Origin of the sequence: Caenimonas soli (genome assembly GCF_013155545.1) — a bacterium.
Taxonomy (GTDB): Bacteria; Pseudomonadota; Gammaproteobacteria; order Burkholderiales; family Burkholderiaceae_C; genus Ramlibacter; species Ramlibacter soli.
Genome location: NZ_JABJVV010000005.1, coordinates 295,154 through 313,915 on the forward strand (window position 1 = coordinate 295,154; position 18,762 = coordinate 313,915).

General features: G+C 66.2%; 21 protein-coding genes. 9 read left to right on the plus strand and 12 right to left on the minus strand.

What is annotated here, in order from left to right:
- Positions 1–9: 9 nt before the first annotated feature.
- Positions 10–1,779: a lysoplasmalogenase family protein gene (locus HNE04_RS10135; RefSeq protein ID WP_172218412.1), complete on the plus strand. Its 1,770-nt coding sequence runs from the start codon at positions 10–12 to the stop codon at positions 1,777–1,779.
- Here HNE04_RS10135 and ruvB read toward each other — a convergent pair.
- From ruvB to HNE04_RS10155, 4 genes are read right to left on the minus strand one after another with little or no spacing between them, the layout of a single operon-like run.
- Positions 1,728–2,786, minus strand: coding sequence for a Holliday junction branch migration DNA helicase RuvB (ruvB, locus tag HNE04_RS10140; RefSeq protein WP_172218413.1), 1,059 nt, complete (start codon positions 2,784–2,786; stop codon positions 1,728–1,730). The genes HNE04_RS10135 and ruvB overlap by 52 nt on opposite strands.
- Positions 2,783–3,358, minus strand: coding sequence for a Holliday junction branch migration protein RuvA (gene ruvA, locus HNE04_RS10145; protein WP_172218414.1), 576 nt, complete (start codon positions 3,356–3,358; stop codon positions 2,783–2,785). The genes ruvB and ruvA overlap by 4 nt, the downstream gene beginning before the upstream one ends.
- 7 nt (positions 3,359–3,365) lie before the next feature.
- Positions 3,366–4,025 carry a response regulator gene (locus tag HNE04_RS10150; protein ID WP_172218415.1) on the minus strand — a complete coding sequence of 220 codons (660 nt, stop codon included), beginning with the start codon at positions 4,023–4,025 and terminating at the stop codon, positions 3,366–3,368.
- The gene (locus HNE04_RS10155) at positions 4,022–6,205 is read right to left on the minus strand and encodes a sensor histidine kinase (protein ID WP_172218416.1); all 2,184 of its coding nucleotides are present in this window, start codon (positions 6,203–6,205) and stop codon (positions 4,022–4,024) included. The genes HNE04_RS10150 and HNE04_RS10155 overlap by 4 nt, the downstream gene beginning before the upstream one ends.
- A 3-nt stretch (positions 6,206–6,208) precedes the next feature.
- Here HNE04_RS10155 and HNE04_RS10160 point away from each other — a divergent pair, with 3 nt between their 5' ends.
- Positions 6,209–7,153 (plus strand): PhoH family protein, encoded by a 945-nt coding sequence (locus HNE04_RS10160; RefSeq protein WP_172218493.1) that lies wholly within the window; start codon positions 6,209–6,211, stop codon positions 7,151–7,153.
- Entirely contained in the window at positions 7,143–7,604 is a 462-nt protein-coding gene (gene ybeY, locus HNE04_RS10165) for an rRNA maturation RNase YbeY (protein WP_172218417.1), read from the plus strand. Before HNE04_RS10160 ends, ybeY begins: the two co-directional genes overlap by 11 nt.
- Here ybeY and dtd read toward each other — a convergent pair.
- Together dtd and HNE04_RS10175 are read right to left on the minus strand one after the other, a co-directional pair.
- The gene (gene dtd, locus HNE04_RS10170) at positions 7,601–8,041 is read right to left on the minus strand and encodes a D-aminoacyl-tRNA deacylase (protein ID WP_172218418.1); all 441 of its coding nucleotides are present in this window, start codon (positions 8,039–8,041) and stop codon (positions 7,601–7,603) included. The genes ybeY and dtd overlap by 4 nt on opposite strands.
- On the minus strand, positions 8,038–8,952 hold the full coding sequence (locus tag HNE04_RS10175) for a cation diffusion facilitator family transporter (protein ID WP_172218419.1): 915 nt from the start codon (positions 8,950–8,952) through the stop codon (positions 8,038–8,040). Before HNE04_RS10175 ends, dtd begins: the two co-directional genes overlap by 4 nt.
- A 52-nt stretch (positions 8,953–9,004) precedes the next feature.
- On the opposite strand from HNE04_RS10175, the gene HNE04_RS10180 reads away from it, so the two are divergent.
- From HNE04_RS10180 to HNE04_RS10195, 4 genes are all read left to right on the plus strand, one after another.
- Positions 9,005–10,462, plus strand: a complete 1,458-nt coding sequence (locus tag HNE04_RS10180; RefSeq protein WP_172218420.1) for a sensor histidine kinase — start codon at positions 9,005–9,007, stop codon at positions 10,460–10,462.
- The gene (locus HNE04_RS10185; protein WP_172218421.1) at positions 10,459–11,085 is read left to right on the plus strand and encodes a response regulator transcription factor; all 627 of its coding nucleotides are present in this window, start codon (positions 10,459–10,461) and stop codon (positions 11,083–11,085) included. The genes HNE04_RS10180 and HNE04_RS10185 overlap by 4 nt, the downstream gene beginning before the upstream one ends.
- Positions 11,086–11,187: 102 nt before the next feature.
- On the plus strand, positions 11,188–11,679 hold the full coding sequence (locus HNE04_RS10190; RefSeq protein WP_172218422.1) for a GlcG/HbpS family heme-binding protein: 492 nt from the start codon (positions 11,188–11,190) through the stop codon (positions 11,677–11,679).
- 60 nt (positions 11,680–11,739) lie between these two features.
- Positions 11,740–12,399 (plus strand): ankyrin repeat domain-containing protein, encoded by a 660-nt coding sequence (locus tag HNE04_RS10195; RefSeq protein ID WP_235964927.1) that lies wholly within the window; start codon positions 11,740–11,742, stop codon positions 12,397–12,399.
- A gap of 29 nt (positions 12,400–12,428) precedes the next feature.
- On the opposite strand, the gene vapC is transcribed toward HNE04_RS10195, so the two are convergent.
- From vapC to tyrS, 3 genes are read right to left on the minus strand one after another with little or no spacing between them, the layout of a single operon-like run.
- Positions 12,429–12,851, minus strand: a complete 423-nt coding sequence (gene vapC / locus HNE04_RS10200; RefSeq protein ID WP_172218424.1) for a type II toxin-antitoxin system VapC family toxin — start codon at positions 12,849–12,851, stop codon at positions 12,429–12,431.
- Complete coding sequence (locus HNE04_RS10205) at positions 12,851–13,153, minus strand: type II toxin-antitoxin system VapB family antitoxin (RefSeq protein ID WP_172218425.1); 303 nt, start codon at positions 13,151–13,153, stop codon at positions 12,851–12,853. The genes vapC and HNE04_RS10205 overlap by 1 nt, the downstream gene beginning before the upstream one ends.
- Positions 13,154–13,204: 51 nt before the next feature.
- The gene (gene tyrS, locus HNE04_RS10210) at positions 13,205–14,437 is read right to left on the minus strand and encodes a tyrosine--tRNA ligase (protein ID WP_172218426.1); all 1,233 of its coding nucleotides are present in this window, start codon (positions 14,435–14,437) and stop codon (positions 13,205–13,207) included.
- 173 nt (positions 14,438–14,610) lie between these two features.
- Here tyrS and HNE04_RS10215 point away from each other — a divergent pair, with 173 nt between their 5' ends.
- Entirely contained in the window at positions 14,611–15,969 is a 1,359-nt protein-coding gene (locus HNE04_RS10215; protein ID WP_235964908.1) for a M23 family metallopeptidase, read from the plus strand.
- Between the two features lie 33 nt (positions 15,970–16,002).
- Positions 16,003–17,112: an anhydro-N-acetylmuramic acid kinase gene (locus tag HNE04_RS10220; protein ID WP_172218427.1), complete on the plus strand. Its 1,110-nt coding sequence runs from the start codon at positions 16,003–16,005 to the stop codon at positions 17,110–17,112.
- A gap of 12 nt (positions 17,113–17,124) precedes the next feature.
- Here HNE04_RS10220 and erpA read toward each other — a convergent pair whose 3' ends face one another.
- The 3 genes from erpA to HNE04_RS10235 all read right to left on the minus strand — a co-directional run bounded on the left by erpA (position 17,125) and on the right by HNE04_RS10235 (position 18,684).
- The gene (gene erpA, locus HNE04_RS10225; RefSeq protein WP_172218428.1) at positions 17,125–17,490 is read right to left on the minus strand and encodes an iron-sulfur cluster insertion protein ErpA; all 366 of its coding nucleotides are present in this window, start codon (positions 17,488–17,490) and stop codon (positions 17,125–17,127) included.
- Between the two features lie 65 nt (positions 17,491–17,555).
- Positions 17,556–17,948 carry a bactofilin family protein gene (locus HNE04_RS10230; protein ID WP_172218429.1) on the minus strand — a complete coding sequence of 131 codons (393 nt, stop codon included), beginning with the start codon at positions 17,946–17,948 and terminating at the stop codon, positions 17,556–17,558.
- A 25-nt stretch (positions 17,949–17,973) separates the two neighbouring features.
- Positions 17,974–18,684, minus strand: a complete 711-nt coding sequence (locus HNE04_RS10235; protein WP_172218430.1) for a DUF6776 family protein — start codon at positions 18,682–18,684, stop codon at positions 17,974–17,976.
- Between the last annotated feature and the right edge of the window lie 78 nt (positions 18,685–18,762).

An 18,762-nucleotide genomic window follows, 5' to 3' on the forward strand; every position in this document is an offset into this window, starting at 1 on the left:
ATCCGGGGCATGAGTCCCAGTCAGGTCATCGTCCTCGCGACGCCGGTTTTCTTCCTGCTGATCGCCATCGAATTCGCGTGGGGTTGGGCGCGCAAGCGCAACACCTACCGTTTGAACGACGCAATCAACAGCATCAGCCTGGGCATGCTCAGCCAGATCAGCGCCGTATTCACGCGGCTGTTTCGCATTGGCATCTACACGGCCATCTACGGCTCGGTGGCGCTGATCCATAACGAGGCCTTCTGGACCACCTGGTACGGCTGGCTGCTGGCATTGGTGTTCTACGACCTGTGTTACTACTGGCTGCACCGCGCCGGCCACGAGACCGCGATTTTCTGGGCGGCGCATGTGGTGCATCACCAGAGCCAGGACTACAACCTTTCCACGGCCTTGCGCCAGACCAGCTCCGGTGCGTTGCTGGGCTGGATTTTTTACGTGCCGATGGCGCTGGCCGGGGTGCCGCCGCTGGTCTTCGGCGTGGTGGCGTTGATCGACCTGCTCTACCAGTTCTGGGTCCACACCGAGCATGTGCCCAAACTGGGATGGTTCGACCGCTGGTTCTGCTCGCCCTCCAACCATCGCGTGCACCACGCCGTCAACGACCGCTACCTGGACCGCAACTACGGCGGCATCCTGATCATCTGGGACCGCATCTTCGGCAGCTTCAAGGAAGAGGACGAGAAGTGTATCTACGGCACTCGCAGCCCCCTGAACAGCTGGGACCCGCTCTGGTCGAACGCCGAGGTCTATTGGGCATTGGCCAAGGATTCCTGGCACGCGCGCAACTGGCTGGACAAGCTGCGCGTCTGGTTCAAGCCGCCGGGCTGGCGGCCGGCCGACGTGGCGGCACGCTTTCCCAAGCCGGCGTTCGACATCGCTGGGCTGGAGCGCTATCACCCGCCCGTCAGCCGGGCAGCCGCCTGGTTCGGCGCGATCCAGTTCGTGGTGCTGCTGCAGGGCGTGGCCTTGTTCCTGTGGCACGCCGACAGCATGCCACTCTCCCAATCGAGCGTCTGGCTGGCCGTCTTGGCTGCGGGCCTGTGGGCAGTGGGCGCGGTGATGCAGGGCCGGCTGACGGTGTTGGCGGCGCTGCTGATCGAGGCGGCGGCGCTGGCGACGGCAACGGGCGCGGAGGGCCTGGTGGAACTGCATCGGGTATTCAAGCCGCTCGCCATGCTGCTGGCCCTCTTCTACGTGGCCAACGCAATGCAATTGCTCGCCACCCGCAACCGGTTCGGCCTGCTCCTGGTGGCCGGCCTGGCGTTCTCGCTGGCGGGGGATTGCTTCCTGATGTTCCCGGGCTTCTTCATTCCCGGGCTGGTGGCCTTCCTTATCGCCCACCTGTTCTACATCGCCCTGTTCAAGCAGGGCCTGCCCTGGTTCCCGAGCCGGCGCGCGCTCGTCGTCACGCTGGGACTGGGCGTGGCGATGTACGCCTTCCTCTTCAACGGCCTCGACCCCGTGCTCAGGATCGCCGTCGCGGCCTATGTGGTGGTGATTGCGCTGATGGCCGCGCAGGCCATCGGCCGGGCGACGGTGCTGCGCAACAAGGCATCGATCGCGGTGGCTGTGGGTGCCGGCTTCTTCATGCTGAGCGATTCACTGCTCGCCACCAACAAGTTCGCCTTGCCACTTCCGATGGCGCAGTTCTGGGTATTGGCAACGTATTACGTCGCACAAATCTTGATCGCTTGCAACGCCATGCCTGCGGCCCCGGCCGTTGCGTCTCACTCGGCGAACAGCTCGCCCTCGCTTTTCGGCGGCGCCACGCCCAGGTGACGGAAAGCGGCCAGTGTGGCGATGCGGCCGCGCGGCGTGCGCTGCAGATAGCCCTGCTGGATCAGATAGGGTTCGATCACGTCTTCGATCGTGTCGCGCTCTTCGCCGATGCTGGCGGCGATGTTGTCCAGGCCCACCGGCCCGCCGTCGAAGCGGTGGATCACGGCCTCGAGCAGCTTGCGGTCCATCACGTCGAATCCCTGCGGATCGACGTCCAGCATGGCCAGCGCCTTGTTCGCTATATCCTTGGTGATGTGGCCCGTGCCCTTGACGTCGGCGTAGTCGCGAACGCGGCGCAGCAGCCGGTTGGCGATACGCGGCGTTCCACGTGAGCGCCTGGCGATTTCGGCGCCGCCCTCCTCCTCCATCGGCGCCTTGAGCAGGCCCGCGCTGCGCTTGACGATGCGGGCCAGTTCCTCGGCGGTGTAGAACTCCAGTCGCGCCACGATGCCGAAGCGGTCGCGCAGCGGATTGGTGAGCATGCCGGCGCGCGTCGTTGCGCCCACCAGCGTGAAAGGCTGCAGGTCCAGCTTGATCGACCGCGCCGCGGGGCCCTCGCCGATCATGATGTCGATCTGGTAATCCTCCAGCGCCGGGTAGAGGATTTCTTCGACCACCGGAGAGAGCCGATGGATCTCGTCGATGAAGAGGACGTCGTTCTTCTCGAGGTTGGTGAGCAGCGCCGCCAGGTCTTTGGGCTTTTCCAGAACCGGCCCGGAGGTCTGCCGCAGGTTCACCCCCAGCTCATGCGCGATGATGTGCGACAGCGTGGTCTTGCCCAGGCCGGGCGGGCCGAACAGCAGCACGTGGTCCATGGCCTCGCCGCGCTTGCGGGCCGCGCCGATGAAGATCTCCAGCTGCTCGCGCGTCTTCGACTGGCCGACGTATTCGTCCAGCAGCTTGGGCCGCAGCGCGCGCTCTATCGCCTCTTCGTTGGGAGACGCCGGCGCGGCCGACACCACCCGGTTGGGCGGAGGCAGCTCGAAGTCGTCGGTCTGGATGCTCATTTATTCAGGGCCTTCAAGGCCAGCTTGATGCCCTCGCTCACGCCCACATCCTTCGGCAGCGCCTTGAGCGAGGCAGCTGCCTCCTTGTCGCTGTAGCCCAGGGCCACGAGGGCCTGCAGGATGTCGGTTTGCGAATCGCTCGTGGCACCGCCCGCGCCCAGCCCGAGGTCGGGGCCGAATTTGCCCTTGAGTTCCAGCAGCAGGCGTTCGGCCGTCTTCTTGCCGATGCCCGGCACCTTGACCAGCCGGCCGGCATCCTGCGCTGTCACGGCCTGCGCGATGTCGGCGACGCTCATGCCGCTCAAGACCGAGAGGGCCGTGCGCGGGCCCACGCCCGATATCTTGATCAGCTGGCGGAAGGCTTCGCGCTCGCCGCTGGAGCCGAAGCCATAGAGCAACTGGGCGTCCTCGCGCACCACCAGGTGCGTGAGCAGCGTGACCTTCTCGCCCGCAGCGGGCAGGTTGTAGAAAGTGCTCATGGGCACGTCGACCTCGTAGCCGACGCCGTTGCAGTCCACAACAATCTGGGGCGGATTCTTGTCCGCCAGCACGCCTTGCAGTCGTCCGATCATGCTGTGCTCAGAGATTGACCAGCCCGCGCCGGGCGGCCTCTAGCGTGGCTTCGGCACGGGAGGAAACGTCGAGCTTGCGGTAGATCTGTCTGATGTGCGTGGCCACCGTGTGGCGCGACAGACCGAATTGCTGGGCGACCTCGGGCAGCGTGTAGCCCTTGGCGACACGCTGAAGCACCTCGGTTTCGCGTTCCGTCAGCCCGGCGTCCTTGTCCAGTTGGCGCAGCAGCGCCTCCCGCTTCTGGGCCGCATCACCAAAATAGGCGAGCACACGCCGCGCGATCGGTGGCGACAGGGGCGGCTCGCCCTGGGTCATGCGCAGCAACTGCGCGACCAGCGCCTCGCGTGGCTGTTCTTTCAGAAGATAGCCGAAAGCCCCGGCCTGCAAGGCGGGAAACAGGTGCTCATCGTCGTCGTAGATCGTGACCACGACCGGCAGGGCCTTCGGCTGCCGGCCATGCAGGGCGGAAACGACGTCGATGCCGCTGCCGTCCGGCAGTCCGAGGTCGATCAGCGCCAGGTCGAAGCTCTCGCGCTCCACGCAGGCCAGGCCTTCGTCCAGTCGCGCGGCCTCGACCACGCGCAAGCCGGGGAAGGCCTCGCGAGCCACCTCGGCCAGCCAACTGCGGATTTCCGGCAGGTCTTCGATCACCAGGGCGCTTTTCATACGCTGTCGATATTAGCGGATTGCCCTGCCAGGGGAATCCAGACCCGCAGCCGGGTGCCGCCGCTGTCCGGGTGCTCGAAGCGATACTTGCCCTGGAGGCTGCGCACGCGCCGCTCGATGTTGGCCAGCCCATGTCCCAGGCCGCGGTCATGCGGCGCGGCGGCCAGGCCGCGTCCGTCGTCTTCGATCGTCATGTGCAGCTCGCCATCGGCCAGGCCAAAACGGACGCTGCAGCGCGTGCCCCCGCTGTGCCGGATCGCGTTGGACAAGGCCTCGCGAAGGATCCGCGTGAGCTGCACGTGGGTCCGCGCAGGCAGCACCAGTCCCGCCGGCAACTCCTCGGCCAGCCAGTCGGCCTGGAAACCCGCGGCGGCCAGGCGGGTGACCGATTCCGCGCGCCAATCCGCCAGCACATCGTCCACGCCGGCGGGTTCGCCGGCCAATCCACGCACCGACAGGCGCATCTCGTCCAGCGCCTGCCGCGCCATGCCGGCGATGCGTTCGCGGCTTGCATGGCTGCTGGCCTGGGCGATGGTCAGCAGCTGGGCTCCCAGGTCATCGTGCAGATCGGAGGCGATGCGCCGCCGCTCCTGGCGGGCGCCGTACTCGAAGGCCTCGGCCGACGCGACGCCATGGCGTACCAGGTTGCAGATCTCCTGCGCGCGCCGTGCATCCGCAGGATTGAACAGCCGCGCGCCCCGCTCGGGCAGGCCCAGTTCCAGCGGTTCCAGCGCAGGCCCGGCCGCTACGCACAGCCGCCGGCCTTGCGCCGTTCCGCCAGTGGCCGCGCCCGGCGCCGCGACGGAGATGCTTTGCGGCTGGAACACCGTTTCCCACAGCCGTTGCCAGAGCTGGTTCAGCCGTGCGCGATCCCCGTGGCCCTGGGTGACGAGTTCCAGGATCAGCGGCAGGACCTCCCGCGTGTCGGGCAATGCACCTCGCTGCATCCGGCGCCACAGCGTCTGGCGCAGGGGGAAATACAGCCAGCCGGCCAGCGCCAGTGCCAGCGCAAAGGCGATATCTTCGCGCCACTCCAAGGCCATGAGCAGGAACAAGTCCAAGACCACGACGAGCAGCCCGCCCAGGAACCACAGCCATGCGCGCGGCCACCAGGCCTCGAGCTGAAACAGGCCGATGCGCGTCACCAAGGGCACCAGCCCTATGAACACCAGTGCCACGATCCCCAGGCCGTAGATTTGTGGAATCACCACGATGACGTGGCCAGTGGCCCCGATGGCGTAGGCCACGGAAACAGCCGACAAGCCGGCGAAGAGCAGCAGCCCGAACCACTTGAGCTGCGCGCGCAGCACCGGGTCGCCTCGCGTTGCGCGCCACTGCAAGACATACACCGTGGCCAACAACGCGCTCACGAGCACCATGGGCAGACGGAAAGCCAAGGCAAAGCTGGACACCCACTGGCCGGCATCGAGAAACGCCGAGACGCTCGTGATCGCGACCAGCAGCCAGAGCAGCCAGTTGCCGCCGAGCCGTCGCGGATGCAACCAGAGCAGCGCGCACAAGCCACCCAGCACCATGAACTGACACGTGTGGGTAGCCAGGTGCAGCGCCTGCCAGCCCCCGGGCGGCTGGGTCAGCAGCCGCGAACCCCAGGTCGCGGCGCCGAGCATGGCAAGGCCGTAACCGGTGCTGGCCATCAGATAGCAGGCCGTGGCCGAACTGCGAGGCTGGTACACCCACATGCCCAGCCCGACGGACAAGGACAGCAGGGCCACCACCCAGGGGAACCAGAACCTGGGCCCCAACTCGGCGAGTTCCCGCTCCATCGGTGCCACCCGAGCCACCCCAGTGGCGTGGTGAACCTGCACCTCCCGGGCCTGCAGCGCTTGCCAGAGCCTGCGGTGTTCGGCAAAGAAGGCGTTGTGCTCGCGATATAGGTTGTGGAAGGCGGCGCTCTCGATCAGGAGTGCGGCGGTAAGCGGCACCTTGGCGCCATTGCCCTCGATCGCGGTGACGCCCTGCAAAGGGAGGCGCTCCGGCTGTACCGGCTCCGCCACCACGCCCGACGACTCCGCCACGAAACGCCAGCCCAGCGAGGGCTCGGCCAGCGCACGGTACAGGGTGGCTCCGGCCGCTACGACGATGAACGCGAAGGCCAGCCACAACCGCGCCGTGCGATTTGACCCGACAATCGTCCCTCCAAACCAAGCTTGAAAGCCCATCCGTTGATTCTGCGTCATTCGTTCAGCCCGCCCAGCAACTCCCGCCTGGCCCATCTTTGCGGCCCCACCGACGAGCACCTGCGCACTATAGAAACCGCGCTGCAGGTTCGCATCCAGCACCGGCAGGAGCAGTTCAAGATCGACGGCGCCAAGGCGAAGGCGCAGCGCGCCCTGGACGTGCTTCAGGCGCTCTACGAGATCGCCGGTCGGCCGATCTCCCCCGACAAGGTGCAGCTGATGGTGGCGGGCGACTCGGCGATGGACGAAGACGAGGAAGGCGCGCAGATACTGCACACGCGCCGCAGCGACCTCAGGGCCCGCACGCCCAACCAGAGCGTGTACCTGGACAACATCGCCAACCACGACATCACCTTCGGCATCGGCCCCGCCGGCACCGGCAAGACCTACCTCGCCGTGGCCTGCGCAGTCGATGCGCTGGAGCGCAGCGCAGTGCAGCGCATCGTCCTGACGCGGCCGGCGGTCGAAGCCGGCGAGAAGCTGGGTTTCCTGCCCGGCGATCTCTCGCAGAAGGTCGATCCGTACCTGCGCCCCCTGTACGACGCGCTGTACGAGCTGATGGGTTTCGATAAGGTCGTCAAGGCTTTCGAGCGCCAGGCGCTGGAGATCGCGCCGCTGGCCTTTATGCGCGGCCGCACCCTGAACAATGCCTTCGTCATCCTGGACGAAGCGCAGAACACGACGCCCGAGCAGATGAAGATGTTCCTCACGCGCATCGGCTTCGGCGCCAAGGCGGTGGTGACGGGCGACATCAGCCAGATCGATTTGCCCAAGGGCCAACTGAGCGGCCTGATCGAGGCGGAACGTATCCTCAAGCGGGTCAAGGGCATCGCCCACACCCGCTTCACCAGCGCCGACGTGGTGCGGCACCCGCTGGTGGCGCGCATCGTCGATGCCTACGACGCCGCGCGCAAGAGCGATGCGAAGTAGCGCCACCCTACCGCTGGACCTCACGCTGCAGTTCGGGCAATTCAAGGCAGCGGCTGCGCACCGGACACTGCTCAAGCGAGCCGACGTGGCCCGCTGGGTGTCTCACGCATTGGCGCGGCCCGGCGAAATTGCCGTGCGCATCGTCGGCGAGGACGAAGGCCGCGCGCTCAACCTGCAGTACCGCGGCAAGGACTACGCCACCAACGTGCTGACCTTCGACTACGCGCGCGAACCCGTGGTGATGGCCGACCTGGTGCTGTGCGGCCCGGTGGTCGAGCGCGAAGCGCGCGAACAGCGCAAACCGCTCCAGGCCCATTACGCGCATTTGCTGGTGCACGGCACGCTGCATGCGCAGGGCTGGGATCACGAAAGCAATGAACGCGACGCGCTGGAGATGGAAGCGCTGGAAATCCTGCTGCTGGGCTCGCTGGGCCTCGACAACCCGTATTAGCGAACGGTCAGCGGAATCGTCACCGGCCCGTCGTTGACCAGGTGCAGCTTCATGTCGGCGGCGAATTCACCCGTTTGCACGACGGGATGCGCCGCCCGGGCCTGCGCCACCAGGTAGTCGTAGAGCCGCCGTCCCTCCAGCGGCTCGGCCGCATTGGTGAAGCTGGGGCGGTTGCCGCCTGTGGTGTCGGCGGCCAGCGTGAACTGGCTCACCAGCAACAGCCCACCCTCCATGTCCTGCACGCTCCGGTTCATCTTGCCGGCGTCGTCGCTGAAGATGCGCAGCTTGAGGATCTTGGCCAGCAGCTTGTCGGCCTGCGCCTCGGTGTCGCCGCGCTCGGCGCAGACCAGCACCAAGAGGCCGGCGCCGATTTCGCCAATGGTCAAACCGTCCACCACGACGCGGGCTTGGCTCACTCTCTGGATCACGCTGATCAAATCAGGTCCTCTTCATCGTCAAAATGCGCTTCCACGTCGCTGGGGAGCAGTTGGATGGTGGCGCGCAGGCCTGGCACGGCGCTCATCAAGGCCTGTTCGACCGAACCCCGCACCGCGGCGGCACGGCCCAGCGTCCAGCTTGCCGGCATGTGCATGTGCAGGTCGACGAAACGGCGCTTCCCTGAGCGCCGGCTGGAGATGTGGTCGAAGCGGATGGTGGGGTGCTTGAAGGTGGCCAGGGTCCGTTCGATGTCGGCCATGATTTCCGGCTCCAGCGCCTCGTCCATCAGTCCCTGCGAGGACTTCCACATGAGCGACACGCCTTCGCGCAGGATGTTCAGCGCCACCCCTATCGCCACCGCCGGGTCCAGCCATTGCCAGCCGCTCACGGCAACGAGTGCCACGCCGACCACGACGCCGGCCGAGGTCCAGACGTCGGTGATCAGGTGGCGGGCGTCGCCTTCGAGCGCGATGGAGCGATGCTGGCGCGCCGACTGCAGCATCGCCCACGCCAGTGCTCCGTTGATGACCGAGCTCAGGACGGAAAGCGTCAGGCCCCAACCCAGCTGGTCGATGGGCTGCGGAACCAGGAGCCGCTGGATCGCGGCCCACACGATGCCCAGCGCCGCCACGATGATCAACAGGCCCTCGAAGCCGGAAGAGAAGTATTCGGCCTTGTGGTGGCCATACGGATGCTCCGCGTCGGCGGGCCGGCGGGCGATGGTCACCATCAGCAGCGCGAACGCCGCGCTCGCGAGGTTGACGAGGGACTCCATCGCATCGGCCAGCAGGCCGACGGAGGCGGTGATCCACCAGGCCAACGTCTTCAGGGCGATGGTGAGCACTGCCACCGCGATGGAGGCGCGCAGCAGGCCCTCCGGCTTCCAGTGTTGCGGCGCGATAAGGCTCATGCAGCGATTGTCGGACAAGCCGGCGCGCATGGGCCATGCAAGAATGCGCCCCATGCGCAAGCTGCTCAGCCGCCATGGCCTGTGGTTCGCCGTGTGGCTGGCCCTCACGGCCGCCGGTGGCATTGCTCTGGCGCGAGCGGAGTTGAGCCGGCAACGCGAGGCTTTCGAGACCGATGCTCGCATCGCCCACCGCCTGCTGAGCCAGCGCGTCGTCCAGCACGACGCGGTGCTGGCAACACTCGCTTTGCTGCAGCCGGCTGCCTCCGGTGATCCCGCCGAGCAGCGCCTGCCCTCCCTGTATCCGCAGATCCTCGAAGTGAAGCGCCGCGATGCCGCCACGCCCTGGGGCGACGCGCGCCTGGAAGCGGCCGAGGCCGCGTCGCGTGCGCAACGGCGGGCCACCTTGGCCGACGCGGACTTCGCGCTGGGCCGATACCGCCTCGTGCTGGCCGCCCAACCTGCCAGCTTCGCCCTGCTGATGGATCTGCGCGCCGTCGTGCCTTGGAGCGAATGGCCGATGCCCGTCGAAACCAGCCCCGTGCGGCTGACCCTGGACCATGCGGGCCAGAGCTTCGTGGTGCAGCCCGGGCATGCTGCCGCAACCGGCTGGCAGTTCGAGTTCCGCAAGCATCTGGCCGCCGACAGCCAGCCGTTCGACGTGGTCGCCGCGCGCACGGTGGGATGGCGCGACCTGCCCTGGCGCTGGATGCTGGTCTGGGCGCTGGGCGCAGCCGCCCTGCTCGCGGCCATCCGGTCCTTCGAACGACAGCGCGCCGAGCGCCGGCGTGCGGAGGACCTGCTGCGGCTGGGCCAGGTGGCACGCCTGAACACCCTGGGCGAGCTGGCGGCGGGCATGGCCCATGAGTTGAACCAGCCGCTCACGGCGTTACTGGCCAATACCCAGGCGGCTGTCCGCATGCTCGACGAGAACCCGCCTGAAACCGGCGCGGCCCGCGACGCCATGCAGCAGGCCGTCCAACAGGGCCGGCGGGCCGCGGAGGTGGTTGGCCGATTGCGCCGCGCGGTCGAACGGCCCGACCTGGCGGCGCAACTGCAGTCCGTTGTGCTACAGGATGCCGTGCGCAATGCCTTCTACCTGCTGGAGCCCGAATCCGCGCGCCGGCAAGTCGTGCCGCGCCTCGTGGCCGAACCCGGGCCCATCGCCGTGCGGGCGGAGCCGGTGGCCCTGGAACAGATCATCCACAACCTGATGATGAACGCGCTGCAGGCACTGGAGCAGGCGCCCGTCGCGCAGCGCGAGCTGACCATCACGCTCTCGGCAGAACCATCAACCGCCACGCTGACCGTCAGCGATAGCGGGCCGGGCATCACGCCCGAGGTGCTGCCACGCATCTTCGAGCCCTTCTTCACCACGCGCGAACACGGATTGGGGCTGGGCTTGAGCCTGTGCGAAAGCCTGGCGCAGAAAATGGGCGGGCAGTTGCAAGCCCGCCCCCGCTCGCCCCGCGGCGCCGAGTTCCGCCTGACACTGCCGCTGGCCGCGCCATGAGCACGCCGCTTTCGCCCCTGATCCACCTGATCGACGACGACGAGGCCGTCCGTTCCGCGCTCGCCCTGTTGATCGGCACCGTGGGCTTGCGGGTGCAGGCCTGGAGCGATCCGCAAGCATTCATCGCCGGCTTCGACCGGCAAGGCATAGGCGCCATCGTGCTCGACGTGCGCATGCCCGGCACCAGCGGCCTCACGGTACTGGACACGCTGGTGGCGCAAGGGGTGGACCAGCCCATCATCATGCTGACCGGCCACGGCACCGTGGAGATGTGCCGCCGGGCGTTCAAGGCCGGCGCGGCCGAGTTCCTCGAGAAGCCGGTGGACGACGAGGCCTTGCTGGAGGCCCTGCAGACCGCGGTGCGCCGTCATGTGAAGTCGCGGGAACACCTTGCCGCGGACCGGCAGGCCCGCGAGCGCTACGCGCATCTGTCGCAGCGCGAGCGCGAGGTACTCGGCCTGATCGTTGCCGGGCTGACCAACAAGGAGATCGGCCGCGCCCTCGCGCTGTCGCCGCGGACAGTGGAGACGCACAGGGCGAACCTGTTCGCCAAGCTGGAGGCGACCTCGTTGGCCCAGCTGATCCGCCAGTACGCCGCACTGGTCGACGAAAACGCTCCGTAGTTCTACGGAGCTCCTCGCGTAGCCGTACGAATGGTCGCCGGGCGCCGCATTTCCTACAGTTCCTCCCACGGTTGATCGAACCGCTTTACCCTGGAGAACTTCATGCGCACCCTCGTATCCGCTTCCGCCCTCGCCCTGTCGCTCGTCGCCATCGCCGCCAATGCGCAAGGGGTGCGGACTGAAAGAACCCTGTCGCTAGCCCTGGCCAACCAGATCGCCTCCGATACCGTGGCGGCCTGCGCGGCGAACGGCCATGCCGTGGCTGCGACCGTGGTGGATCGCGCCGGCACCATTCGCGCGGTGCAGCGGGCCGACAACGCGGGGCCGCACACCCTGGCCGCCAGCTTGGACAAAGCCTTCACCTCGGCCTCGGCCCGCAATGCGACGCTGGCGATGATGGAAACGGCGCAGAAGAACCCCGCCGCGGCCAACCTGGTCCACATCCCGGGCTTCCTGCTGCTGGGCGGCGGCGTTCCGGTCAAGATCGGCAATGACACCATCGGCGCGGTCGGCGTCGGCGGCGCGCCCGGCGGCCACCTGGACGAGCAGTGCGCGATGGCCGCGCTCGACAAGGTCAAGGACCAGCTGAAGTAAGCCATGAAGCTGCGCCCTTCTGCCCATTCGCTGCGGGTCGCCGTGCTGGCTGTTGCCAGCATGGTCGGCGCCCTGACGGCCTTGCCGGCCTCGGCCCAGGTCGGCCCCACGCCCGCCGAAGCCTCCGCCTACCGCGGCCTGCATGCGGCTGCGCACAAGGGGGACGTGGCCCAGATCCAGAAACTGGCGGCGGCCAAGGCCGATCTCCATGCCCGGGACGGCAACGGCCGTACGCCGCTGCATCTGGCGACGTTTGCCCGGCAACGGGAGGCGATCCGCGCCTTGGCGAAAGCCGGCGCCGACCTCAACCTGCTGGAGAGCGACCGCTACGACGCCGTCACCATCGCCTCGGTGGCCGACGACGAGGAAACGCTTCGCACCCTGCTGGCCCTCGGCGCCAGCGCGAAACAGGTCACCAGCCGGTACGACGGCACCGCCCTCATCGCCGCGGCGCACCTGGGCCATGACGGCGTGGTGCGCCAGCTGATCGCGGCCGGCGCGCCGCTGGACCACGTGAACAACCTGTACTGGACGGCCGTGATCGAATCCATCGTGCTGGGCAATGGCGGACCGCGCCACCAGTCCACGCTCAAGGCATTGATCGATGCCGGGGCGAACGTGCAGCTCACCGACCGGCAGGGGCAAACGCCGCTGCAACTGGCCCGGGCTCGCGGCTACCGCGAGATGATCGCCATGCTTGAAAAGGCCGGCGCGAAATAGCGCTGCCGGGGCACGCGAGGCCTGCCTTGTCAATGCGAAGATTCGGGCTTGCCAGTAGGGTAGATGCGCAGCTGCGGCTGGGCGCGCGCCAGGGCGAGAAAGTCGCGATCGTTGTGGACCAACAAGGCATTCTGCTCGAGAGCGATCGCGGCAATCAGGCAATCGGTCGACTTGCGGATGGTGAAACCTTTGACCCGAACCTGGCGGTAGAGCTGGGCAGCTGCCTCGAACGTTGCCAGCGCGTCCAATGGCAGCAACAGGGTCTGCGCAGCCAGGACCTGCTTCGTCTGCGCCAGCTGCCTTGGCGAGGAAACTCCTTGCAGGACCTCAAGATAGATCATCTGGGTCAGCGCCAGCTCCTCTTGCGCTTCGCGCGCTTGCACGAACCGCACGCCCTCGGTGTCCGCTCCGCGCAGCCAGTCGATCCAGACTGACGAGTCGACCAGCAGCATCAGGCTTTTTTAGGCCGCGCACTAGCGCGCTTGCGCTTGGCAGGCGCAGCCTCGGCTGCGTAAATGGCGCGCGGTTGTTCCACCCGGTATTGTCCGACCTCCTCGCCGCGAGCCCAAGGCGCCTTCGGGTCGTAGTCGGGATCGACGCCCCCGATGCCGAACAGCTGGCTGATGGAAGGCCGCTTGGCCCGTGCCACCATCTCTCGCAAGGCGCGGTCCACCACTTCACGCTTCGTGCGCGCGCCCGACAGCTTCATGGCTTCGGCCACGACGGCATCGTCAATGTCGATGTTGGTGATCATGGCGATAAATTGTACATGCGTTGTACAAAAAAGCCATATCCAAGTCAGCGCTCAGCTCAGCCGGACTTTGGCGAATTTGCGCTTGCCAACCTGCAGCACATAGTCGCCCGCTTCGAGCTTGAGACTCTTGTCGACGACCACGCTGGAGTCCACGCGCACGCCACCGCCGTCTATCAACCGGTTAGCCTCAGACGACGACGGTGCCAGGCCGGCCTGCTTGAGCAGCTGGGCAATGCCCAGCGGCGCACCGCTGAGCTGCACTTCAGGGATCTCGTCGGGCACGCCGCCCTTGCTGCGATTGACGAAGTCCTGCTCGGCCGCATCCGCCGCCTGGGCGCTGTGGAAGCGAGCGGTGATCTCCTTGGCCAGCAGCACCTTGGCGTCCTTGGGGTTGCGGCCGCCCTCCACTTCCTTCTTGAGGGCGGCGATTTCGGCCTCGCTGCGGAAGCTCAGCAGCGTGTACCAGCGCCACATCAGGTCGTCGGAGATGGACAGGACCTTGGCGAACATGGTGTTCGCGTCTTCGCTGATGCCGATGTAGTTGTTCTTGCTCTTGGACATCTTGTCCACACCGTCCAGTCCTTCGAGCAGCGGCATGGTCAGGATGCACTGAGGCTCCTGGCCGTATTCCGCTTGAAGGTGCCGGCCCATCAGCAAATTGAATTTCTGGTCGGTGCCGCCGAGTTCCAGGTCGCTCTTCAGCGCGACCGAGTCATAGCCCTGCATCAGCGGGTACAGGAACTCATGGATGCTGATCGAGGCGCCGGCCTTGAAGCGATCGTGGAAGTCGTTGCGCTCCATCATCCGCGCCACGGTGTACTTGGCCGCCAGCTCGATCATGCCGCGCGCACCCAGCGGATCGCTCCACTCGCTGTTGTAGCGAAGCTCGGTCTTGGCCGGGTCCAGGATCTTGTCGGCCTGGGCCCGATAAGTCTCCGCGTTGACCTTGATCTGCTCGGCGGTGAGCGGCGGCCGGGTGGTGTTGCGCCCGGACGGATCGCCGATCATCGACGTGAAATCGCCGATGAGGAAGATCACGGTGTGCCCGAGGTCCTGCAATTGCCTCATCTTGTTGAGCACCACCGTGTGTCCGACATGGATGTCGGGCGCTGTAGGATCAAGCCCCAACTTGATGCGCAGCGGGACCTTCGTGGCCTCCGATTTCGCCAGTTTTTGGGCCCATTCTTCCGCCGGAATCAGCTCCTGGGCGCCGCGCAAGGTGACCGCCAGCGCCTCGCGGACACGATCTGTAACCGGAAACCTTGTAACAAGCGCTTGATTCATAAGGGTTTTTTTGGGCTGGGCCTGGCAAGCATGGATATACTCGCGCCAGCTTTTGAGATGCCTGATTCTAATTCGGGCATTTTTCCCCGCTTTCGGCTTGCGCTTGTAAACGTGGGGAACCGCCTACTAGTCTGTAGGACAAAGTAAATACCTTTGTTGAGGATCGTCCCATTTTGAAAAACAGTTTGATCGCCGCCGGCGAACTGCTCCTGTCCCGCGCGGCCCACGCGCTGGAACATCACCCGAAACACGTCACGGCGCTGCTCGCCGCGCTGATGCTTGGCGGTGGTGGTGGTGCATTCGCTGTTGCGTCACTGGATCCTGAACCTGACACGGTTGTCGTTCGGCAGGTTCTGGAATCGGTCGCGCCGCTGCCGGTGCAGGATCAGATGAATGTGCTGGACGTGCACAGCTTCAAGCTTTTCCGCACGGAAGCGACGCGCGCCAGTGACACGGCGGAAGCACTGCTGGCCCGCTTGGGCGTGGACGATCCCCAGGCGGCATCGTTCCTGCGCACCGATCCGATGTTCCGCGCCCAGGTGCTGGGACAGGCCGGCCGCACCGTCACCGCGGAGGCCAGCGACAGCCACGCCCTGCACAAGCTCAGCGCGCGCTGGGCCGCCGAGGACAACGGCACCTTCAAGCGCCTGGTGATCGAGCGCACGGCGCAAGGCCGGTTCGCTTCGCGCGTCGAGACCGCTCCGCTCGTCGCCGCTACCCGTATGGGCAGCGGCACTGTGCGCACTTCCCTGTTCGCCGCCGCCGACGAGGCACGCATCCCGGACGGCGTCGTCGGCAAGATCGTCGAGATTTTCTCCAGCGACATCGACTTCCACCATTCGCTGCAACGCGGCGACCGCTTCAATGTGGTGTACGAGGCCCTGGAAGCCGATGGCGAAACCATGCGCACCGGCCGCATCCTCTCGGCCGAGTTCATGAACAAGGGCAAGCTGCACCAGGCCATGTGGTTCGAAGAGCCGGGCCGCAAGGGCGGCTACTACACGCTGGACGGCAAGAGCCTGGACACATCGTACCTGGCGTCGCCGATGGAGTTCTCGCGCGTGACCAGCGGCTTTGCCATGCGCTTCCACCCGGTCCTGCATCGCTGGAAGGCCCACTTGGGCGTGGATTACGGCGCCGTGACGGGAACGCCGGTGCGCACCGTGGGCGACGGCGTCGTCGAATTTGCCGGCGAGCAGAACGGCTTCGGCAACGTCGTGATCGTCAAGCACAACAGCACCGACCAGACTTTCTACGCACATTTGAGCCGCATCCACGTGCGGCCCGGCCAGAGCGTGGAGCAGGGCCAGAACATCGGCGCTGTCGGTGCGACGGGCTGGGCCACCGGGCCCCACCTGCACTTCGAGTTCCGCGTGAATGGCGTCCACCAGGATCCCGTGCAGATGGCCAAGCACAGCCAGGCGCAACCGCTATCGGCCGCAGCCCAGCCCGAGTTCGATCGCATCGCCCGTTCCATGCGCGCTCAGTTGGCCGCCGCAAGCACTTCCACCGTCCTGGCCAGCGCCGACTGATCCTGGCTCCTGCATAGCGGCTAACATCGCCGCATGCCTGATCTCTACATCGGCCTCATGTCCGGCACGTCGCTGGACGGCGTGGACGGCGTCCTGGTCGATTTCTCCGCCAGCACGCCCGTCGTGGTCCAGTACGCCTGCGCGCCCTTTCCTGCCAAGCTTCGCGCCGAACTGCTGGCGCTGAACACACCGGGCGCCAACGAGCTTCACCGCGCCGCCCTGGCCGGCAACGGGCTGATGCGCGCCTATGCGCAGGTCGTGACGGCGCTTGTGGCCGGCGCCGGAGTGGCTGCCGCATCGGTGCGGGCCATCGGTGCCCACGGACAGACCGTGCGCCACCGGCCGCAGGAATTCGACGGCACCGGCTACACGCTCCAGCTGTGCCAGCCGGCCTTGCTGGCGGAGCTCACGGGCATCGCTGTCGTCGCCGACTTCCGCAGCCGCGATGTCGCTGCCGGCGGCCAAGGTGCCCCGCTGGCGCCGTTCTTCCATCAATCCTGGTTCGGCCGGCCCGGCGAGACTGTGGGCGTGCTCAACATCGGCGGCATCTCCAACATCACGCTGCTACGCGCGAATGGCGAGATGCTGGGCTTCGACTGCGGTCCGGGCAATTCGCTGATGGATAGCTGGTGCGCGCTACACACTGGCAAGCCTTACGACTCGGAGGGCGCGTGGGCCGCTAGCGGCAAGGTTTTGCCGCCGCTGCTGGAGAACTTGATGGCTGAGCCGTACTTCAGCAAGCCGCCACCGAAGAGCACGGGGCGCGACCTGTTCAGCCAGGCCTGGCTGCAGGCCCATCTGAGCGCCTTCGCCGATGCCGCACCCGTCGATGTGCAAGCGACCCTGACCGAGCTGACGGCGCGTGCCTGCAGCGCCGATGTGCTGCGTTACCAGCCCGATCTTCGCCGACTGATCGTGTGCGGCGGTGGCGCCCTCAATACCCACCTGATGCGGCGCCTGGCGGACCTGCTGCCCCATGCTCAGGTAGCCTCCAGCGCGGACTGGAGCTTGCCGCCGCTGCAGGTAGAAGCCACGGCATTCGCCTGGCTGGCGCGCAAGACCGTACTGGGTGAGAAGCTGGAGCTGCAAAGCACAACGGGCGCCAAGGGCGCCCGTGTGTTGGGATGCATCTATCCGGCTTAGCCGGCGTGAAGCTCAGGTCGAGAAGCTCGAGCCGCAGCCGCAGGTGCTGGTGGCATTCGGATTCTTGATGACGAACTGGGCGCCCTGCAGGTCTTCCTTGTAGTCGATCTCGGCACCCACCAGGTACTGATAGCTCATCGCGTCGATCAGCAGCGAAACGCCGTTCTTCGACATCACGGTGTCGTCTTCGTTGGTGATCTCGTCAAAAGTGAAGCCGTACTGGAAACCCGAGCAACCACCGCCCTGAACGAAGACGCGCAACTTCAGCTCGGGATTGCCTTCCTCGGCAATCAGGTCGGCCACCTTCGCTGCCGCGCTATCGGTGAAAACCAACGGGGCGGGCATATCGGTCTGTACGTTTTCGGCAACTGCGCTCATGGGTTACTCCGGGATCTGGGGTCTATCGGGCAATAGTACTGCAAATTGCTCGGGAATTACGCTCACTAGTTGTTTGCCGCCAGCTTGAGTAAGGGCTTTTCTTCCCCGGCGTCCGTGGGCCTGAGCTGGCCGGTGATCATCGCGCCCCGGTGCATCTCAAGTGCTTTGTAGTACACATCCCCTTCGATTCGCGCCTGAGGTTGCAGTTCCAGCAATTCCGTCGCATGGACGGGACCGCGCACCGTGCCGTTGATGATGACGTGGTCGGCGCGCAGTTCGCCCTCCACCACTGCGGCTTCTGAAATGACCAGGATGCTGGGCTGTTCGGGGTTGGCACTGGTATTGCCCACGACTTCGCCGTCGATGCGCAGGCCCTCGGTGAACCGCAGGTTGCCCTCGATACGACTGCCTTGCGCGATCAGGCTCCTGATCGGTGGCTGCGCTTTTTTGCCGAACATGGGATTTCCTCCAACAACTTGTTATTCAGAGCTTGATGCTCTGCACGGCACGGGTGGCCGTTCCTTCCACCACTTTGGCGGAGACGTTTTTTACCACGGCCTGGGCGGGCAGGTCGACCATTCCCTCGATGCGGCGGTATTGCCTGAACTGCAGCGGCTGGGCGCCGCCGCTGGGCAAATCCATCATCCAGGGCTTGCCGTCCAGCATGCCGCCGATGCTCAACTCCAGCTTGCCGCGGAATTCGCGGGCGTTCTTCACCGGCTGGATCACGAGCACCTGCCATTTCAGCTGGGTGCCGCCCAGCACTTCCGCCTGCAGGGCGCGGATGGCCACGCCCTCGGCGCCGCTGGTAGGGATGAGCTTTTCGAAGAAACCCAGGTCGTTGCGCAGGGACCGGTTCTCGGCTTCAAGTGACTTGAGCTGGGCCAGCATACGCTCCTGCGCGGTTTTCTCGGCAGTGAGCAGGCTGGCCGAGGTATTGAAGACCGACTGGGCCTTGTCGCGCTCCTCGCGCAGCTTCTCGGCATCGGCGCGCAAACGCAGCAACTCTTCCTTCGCACCGCTGTCCAGGCCTGCGATGCTTTTACCGAATTCGAAGGACCACAGGGTGATGGCGGCACAGAGGCCCAGCATGATCGCCACGCCGGCCCAGCGCAGGGGCCATGGCATTGCACTGCGCACAGACATGCGCGGTGCGCTGATGGTGAGGCGGCGTCTTAGCAGTTTGAATCGCATCCAGACAGTTTCTAGTTGTAGCTCATCAATACTGCCCTAAAACGACAAAGCCGCAACAAGCGAACTTGTGCGGCTTTG

Bases quoted from the DNA above. Each gene is read 5' to 3' on its own strand.
- vapC (WP_172218424.1), bottom strand. From the start codon at position 12,851: ATGCTGCTGGTCGACTCGTCAGTCTGGATCGACTGGCTGCGCGGAGCG.
- HNE04_RS10155 (WP_172218416.1), bottom strand. From the start codon at position 6,205: ATGGGCTTTCAAGCTTGGTTTGGAGGGACGATTGTCGGGTCAAATCGC.
- ruvB (WP_172218413.1), bottom strand. From the start codon at position 2,786: ATGAGCATCCAGACCGACGACTTCGAGCTGCCTCCGCCCAACCGGGTG.
- ybeY (WP_172218417.1), top strand. From the start codon at position 7,143: ATGCGAAGTAGCGCCACCCTACCGCTGGACCTCACGCTGCAGTTCGGG.
- HNE04_RS10195 (WP_235964927.1), top strand. From the start codon at position 11,740: ATGGTCGGCGCCCTGACGGCCTTGCCGGCCTCGGCCCAGGTCGGCCCC.
- HNE04_RS10235 (WP_172218430.1), bottom strand. From the start codon at position 18,684: ATGCGATTCAAACTGCTAAGACGCCGCCTCACCATCAGCGCACCGCGC.
- erpA (WP_172218428.1), bottom strand. From the start codon at position 17,490: ATGAGCGCAGTTGCCGAAAACGTACAGACCGATATGCCCGCCCCGTTG.
- HNE04_RS10190 (WP_172218422.1), top strand. From the start codon at position 11,188: ATGCGCACCCTCGTATCCGCTTCCGCCCTCGCCCTGTCGCTCGTCGCC.
- HNE04_RS10230 (WP_172218429.1), bottom strand. From the start codon at position 17,948: ATGTTCGGCAAAAAAGCGCAGCCACCGATCAGGAGCCTGATCGCGCAA.
- HNE04_RS10175 (WP_172218419.1), bottom strand. From the start codon at position 8,952: ATGAGCCTTATCGCGCCGCAACACTGGAAGCCGGAGGGCCTGCTGCGC.
- tyrS (WP_172218426.1), bottom strand. From the start codon at position 14,437: ATGAATCAAGCGCTTGTTACAAGGTTTCCGGTTACAGATCGTGTCCGC.
- HNE04_RS10205 (WP_172218425.1), bottom strand. From the start codon at position 13,153: ATGATCACCAACATCGACATTGACGATGCCGTCGTGGCCGAAGCCATG.
- HNE04_RS10150 (WP_172218415.1), bottom strand. From the start codon at position 4,025: ATGAAAAGCGCCCTGGTGATCGAAGACCTGCCGGAAATCCGCAGTTGG.
- HNE04_RS10220 (WP_172218427.1), top strand. From the start codon at position 16,003: ATGCCTGATCTCTACATCGGCCTCATGTCCGGCACGTCGCTGGACGGC.
- HNE04_RS10185 (WP_172218421.1), top strand. From the start codon at position 10,459: ATGAGCACGCCGCTTTCGCCCCTGATCCACCTGATCGACGACGACGAG.
- ruvA (WP_172218414.1), bottom strand. From the start codon at position 3,358: ATGATCGGACGACTGCAAGGCGTGCTGGCGGACAAGAATCCGCCCCAG.
- HNE04_RS10135 (WP_172218412.1), top strand. From the start codon at position 10: ATGAGTCCCAGTCAGGTCATCGTCCTCGCGACGCCGGTTTTCTTCCTG.
- HNE04_RS10180 (WP_172218420.1), top strand. From the start codon at position 9,005: ATGCGCAAGCTGCTCAGCCGCCATGGCCTGTGGTTCGCCGTGTGGCTG.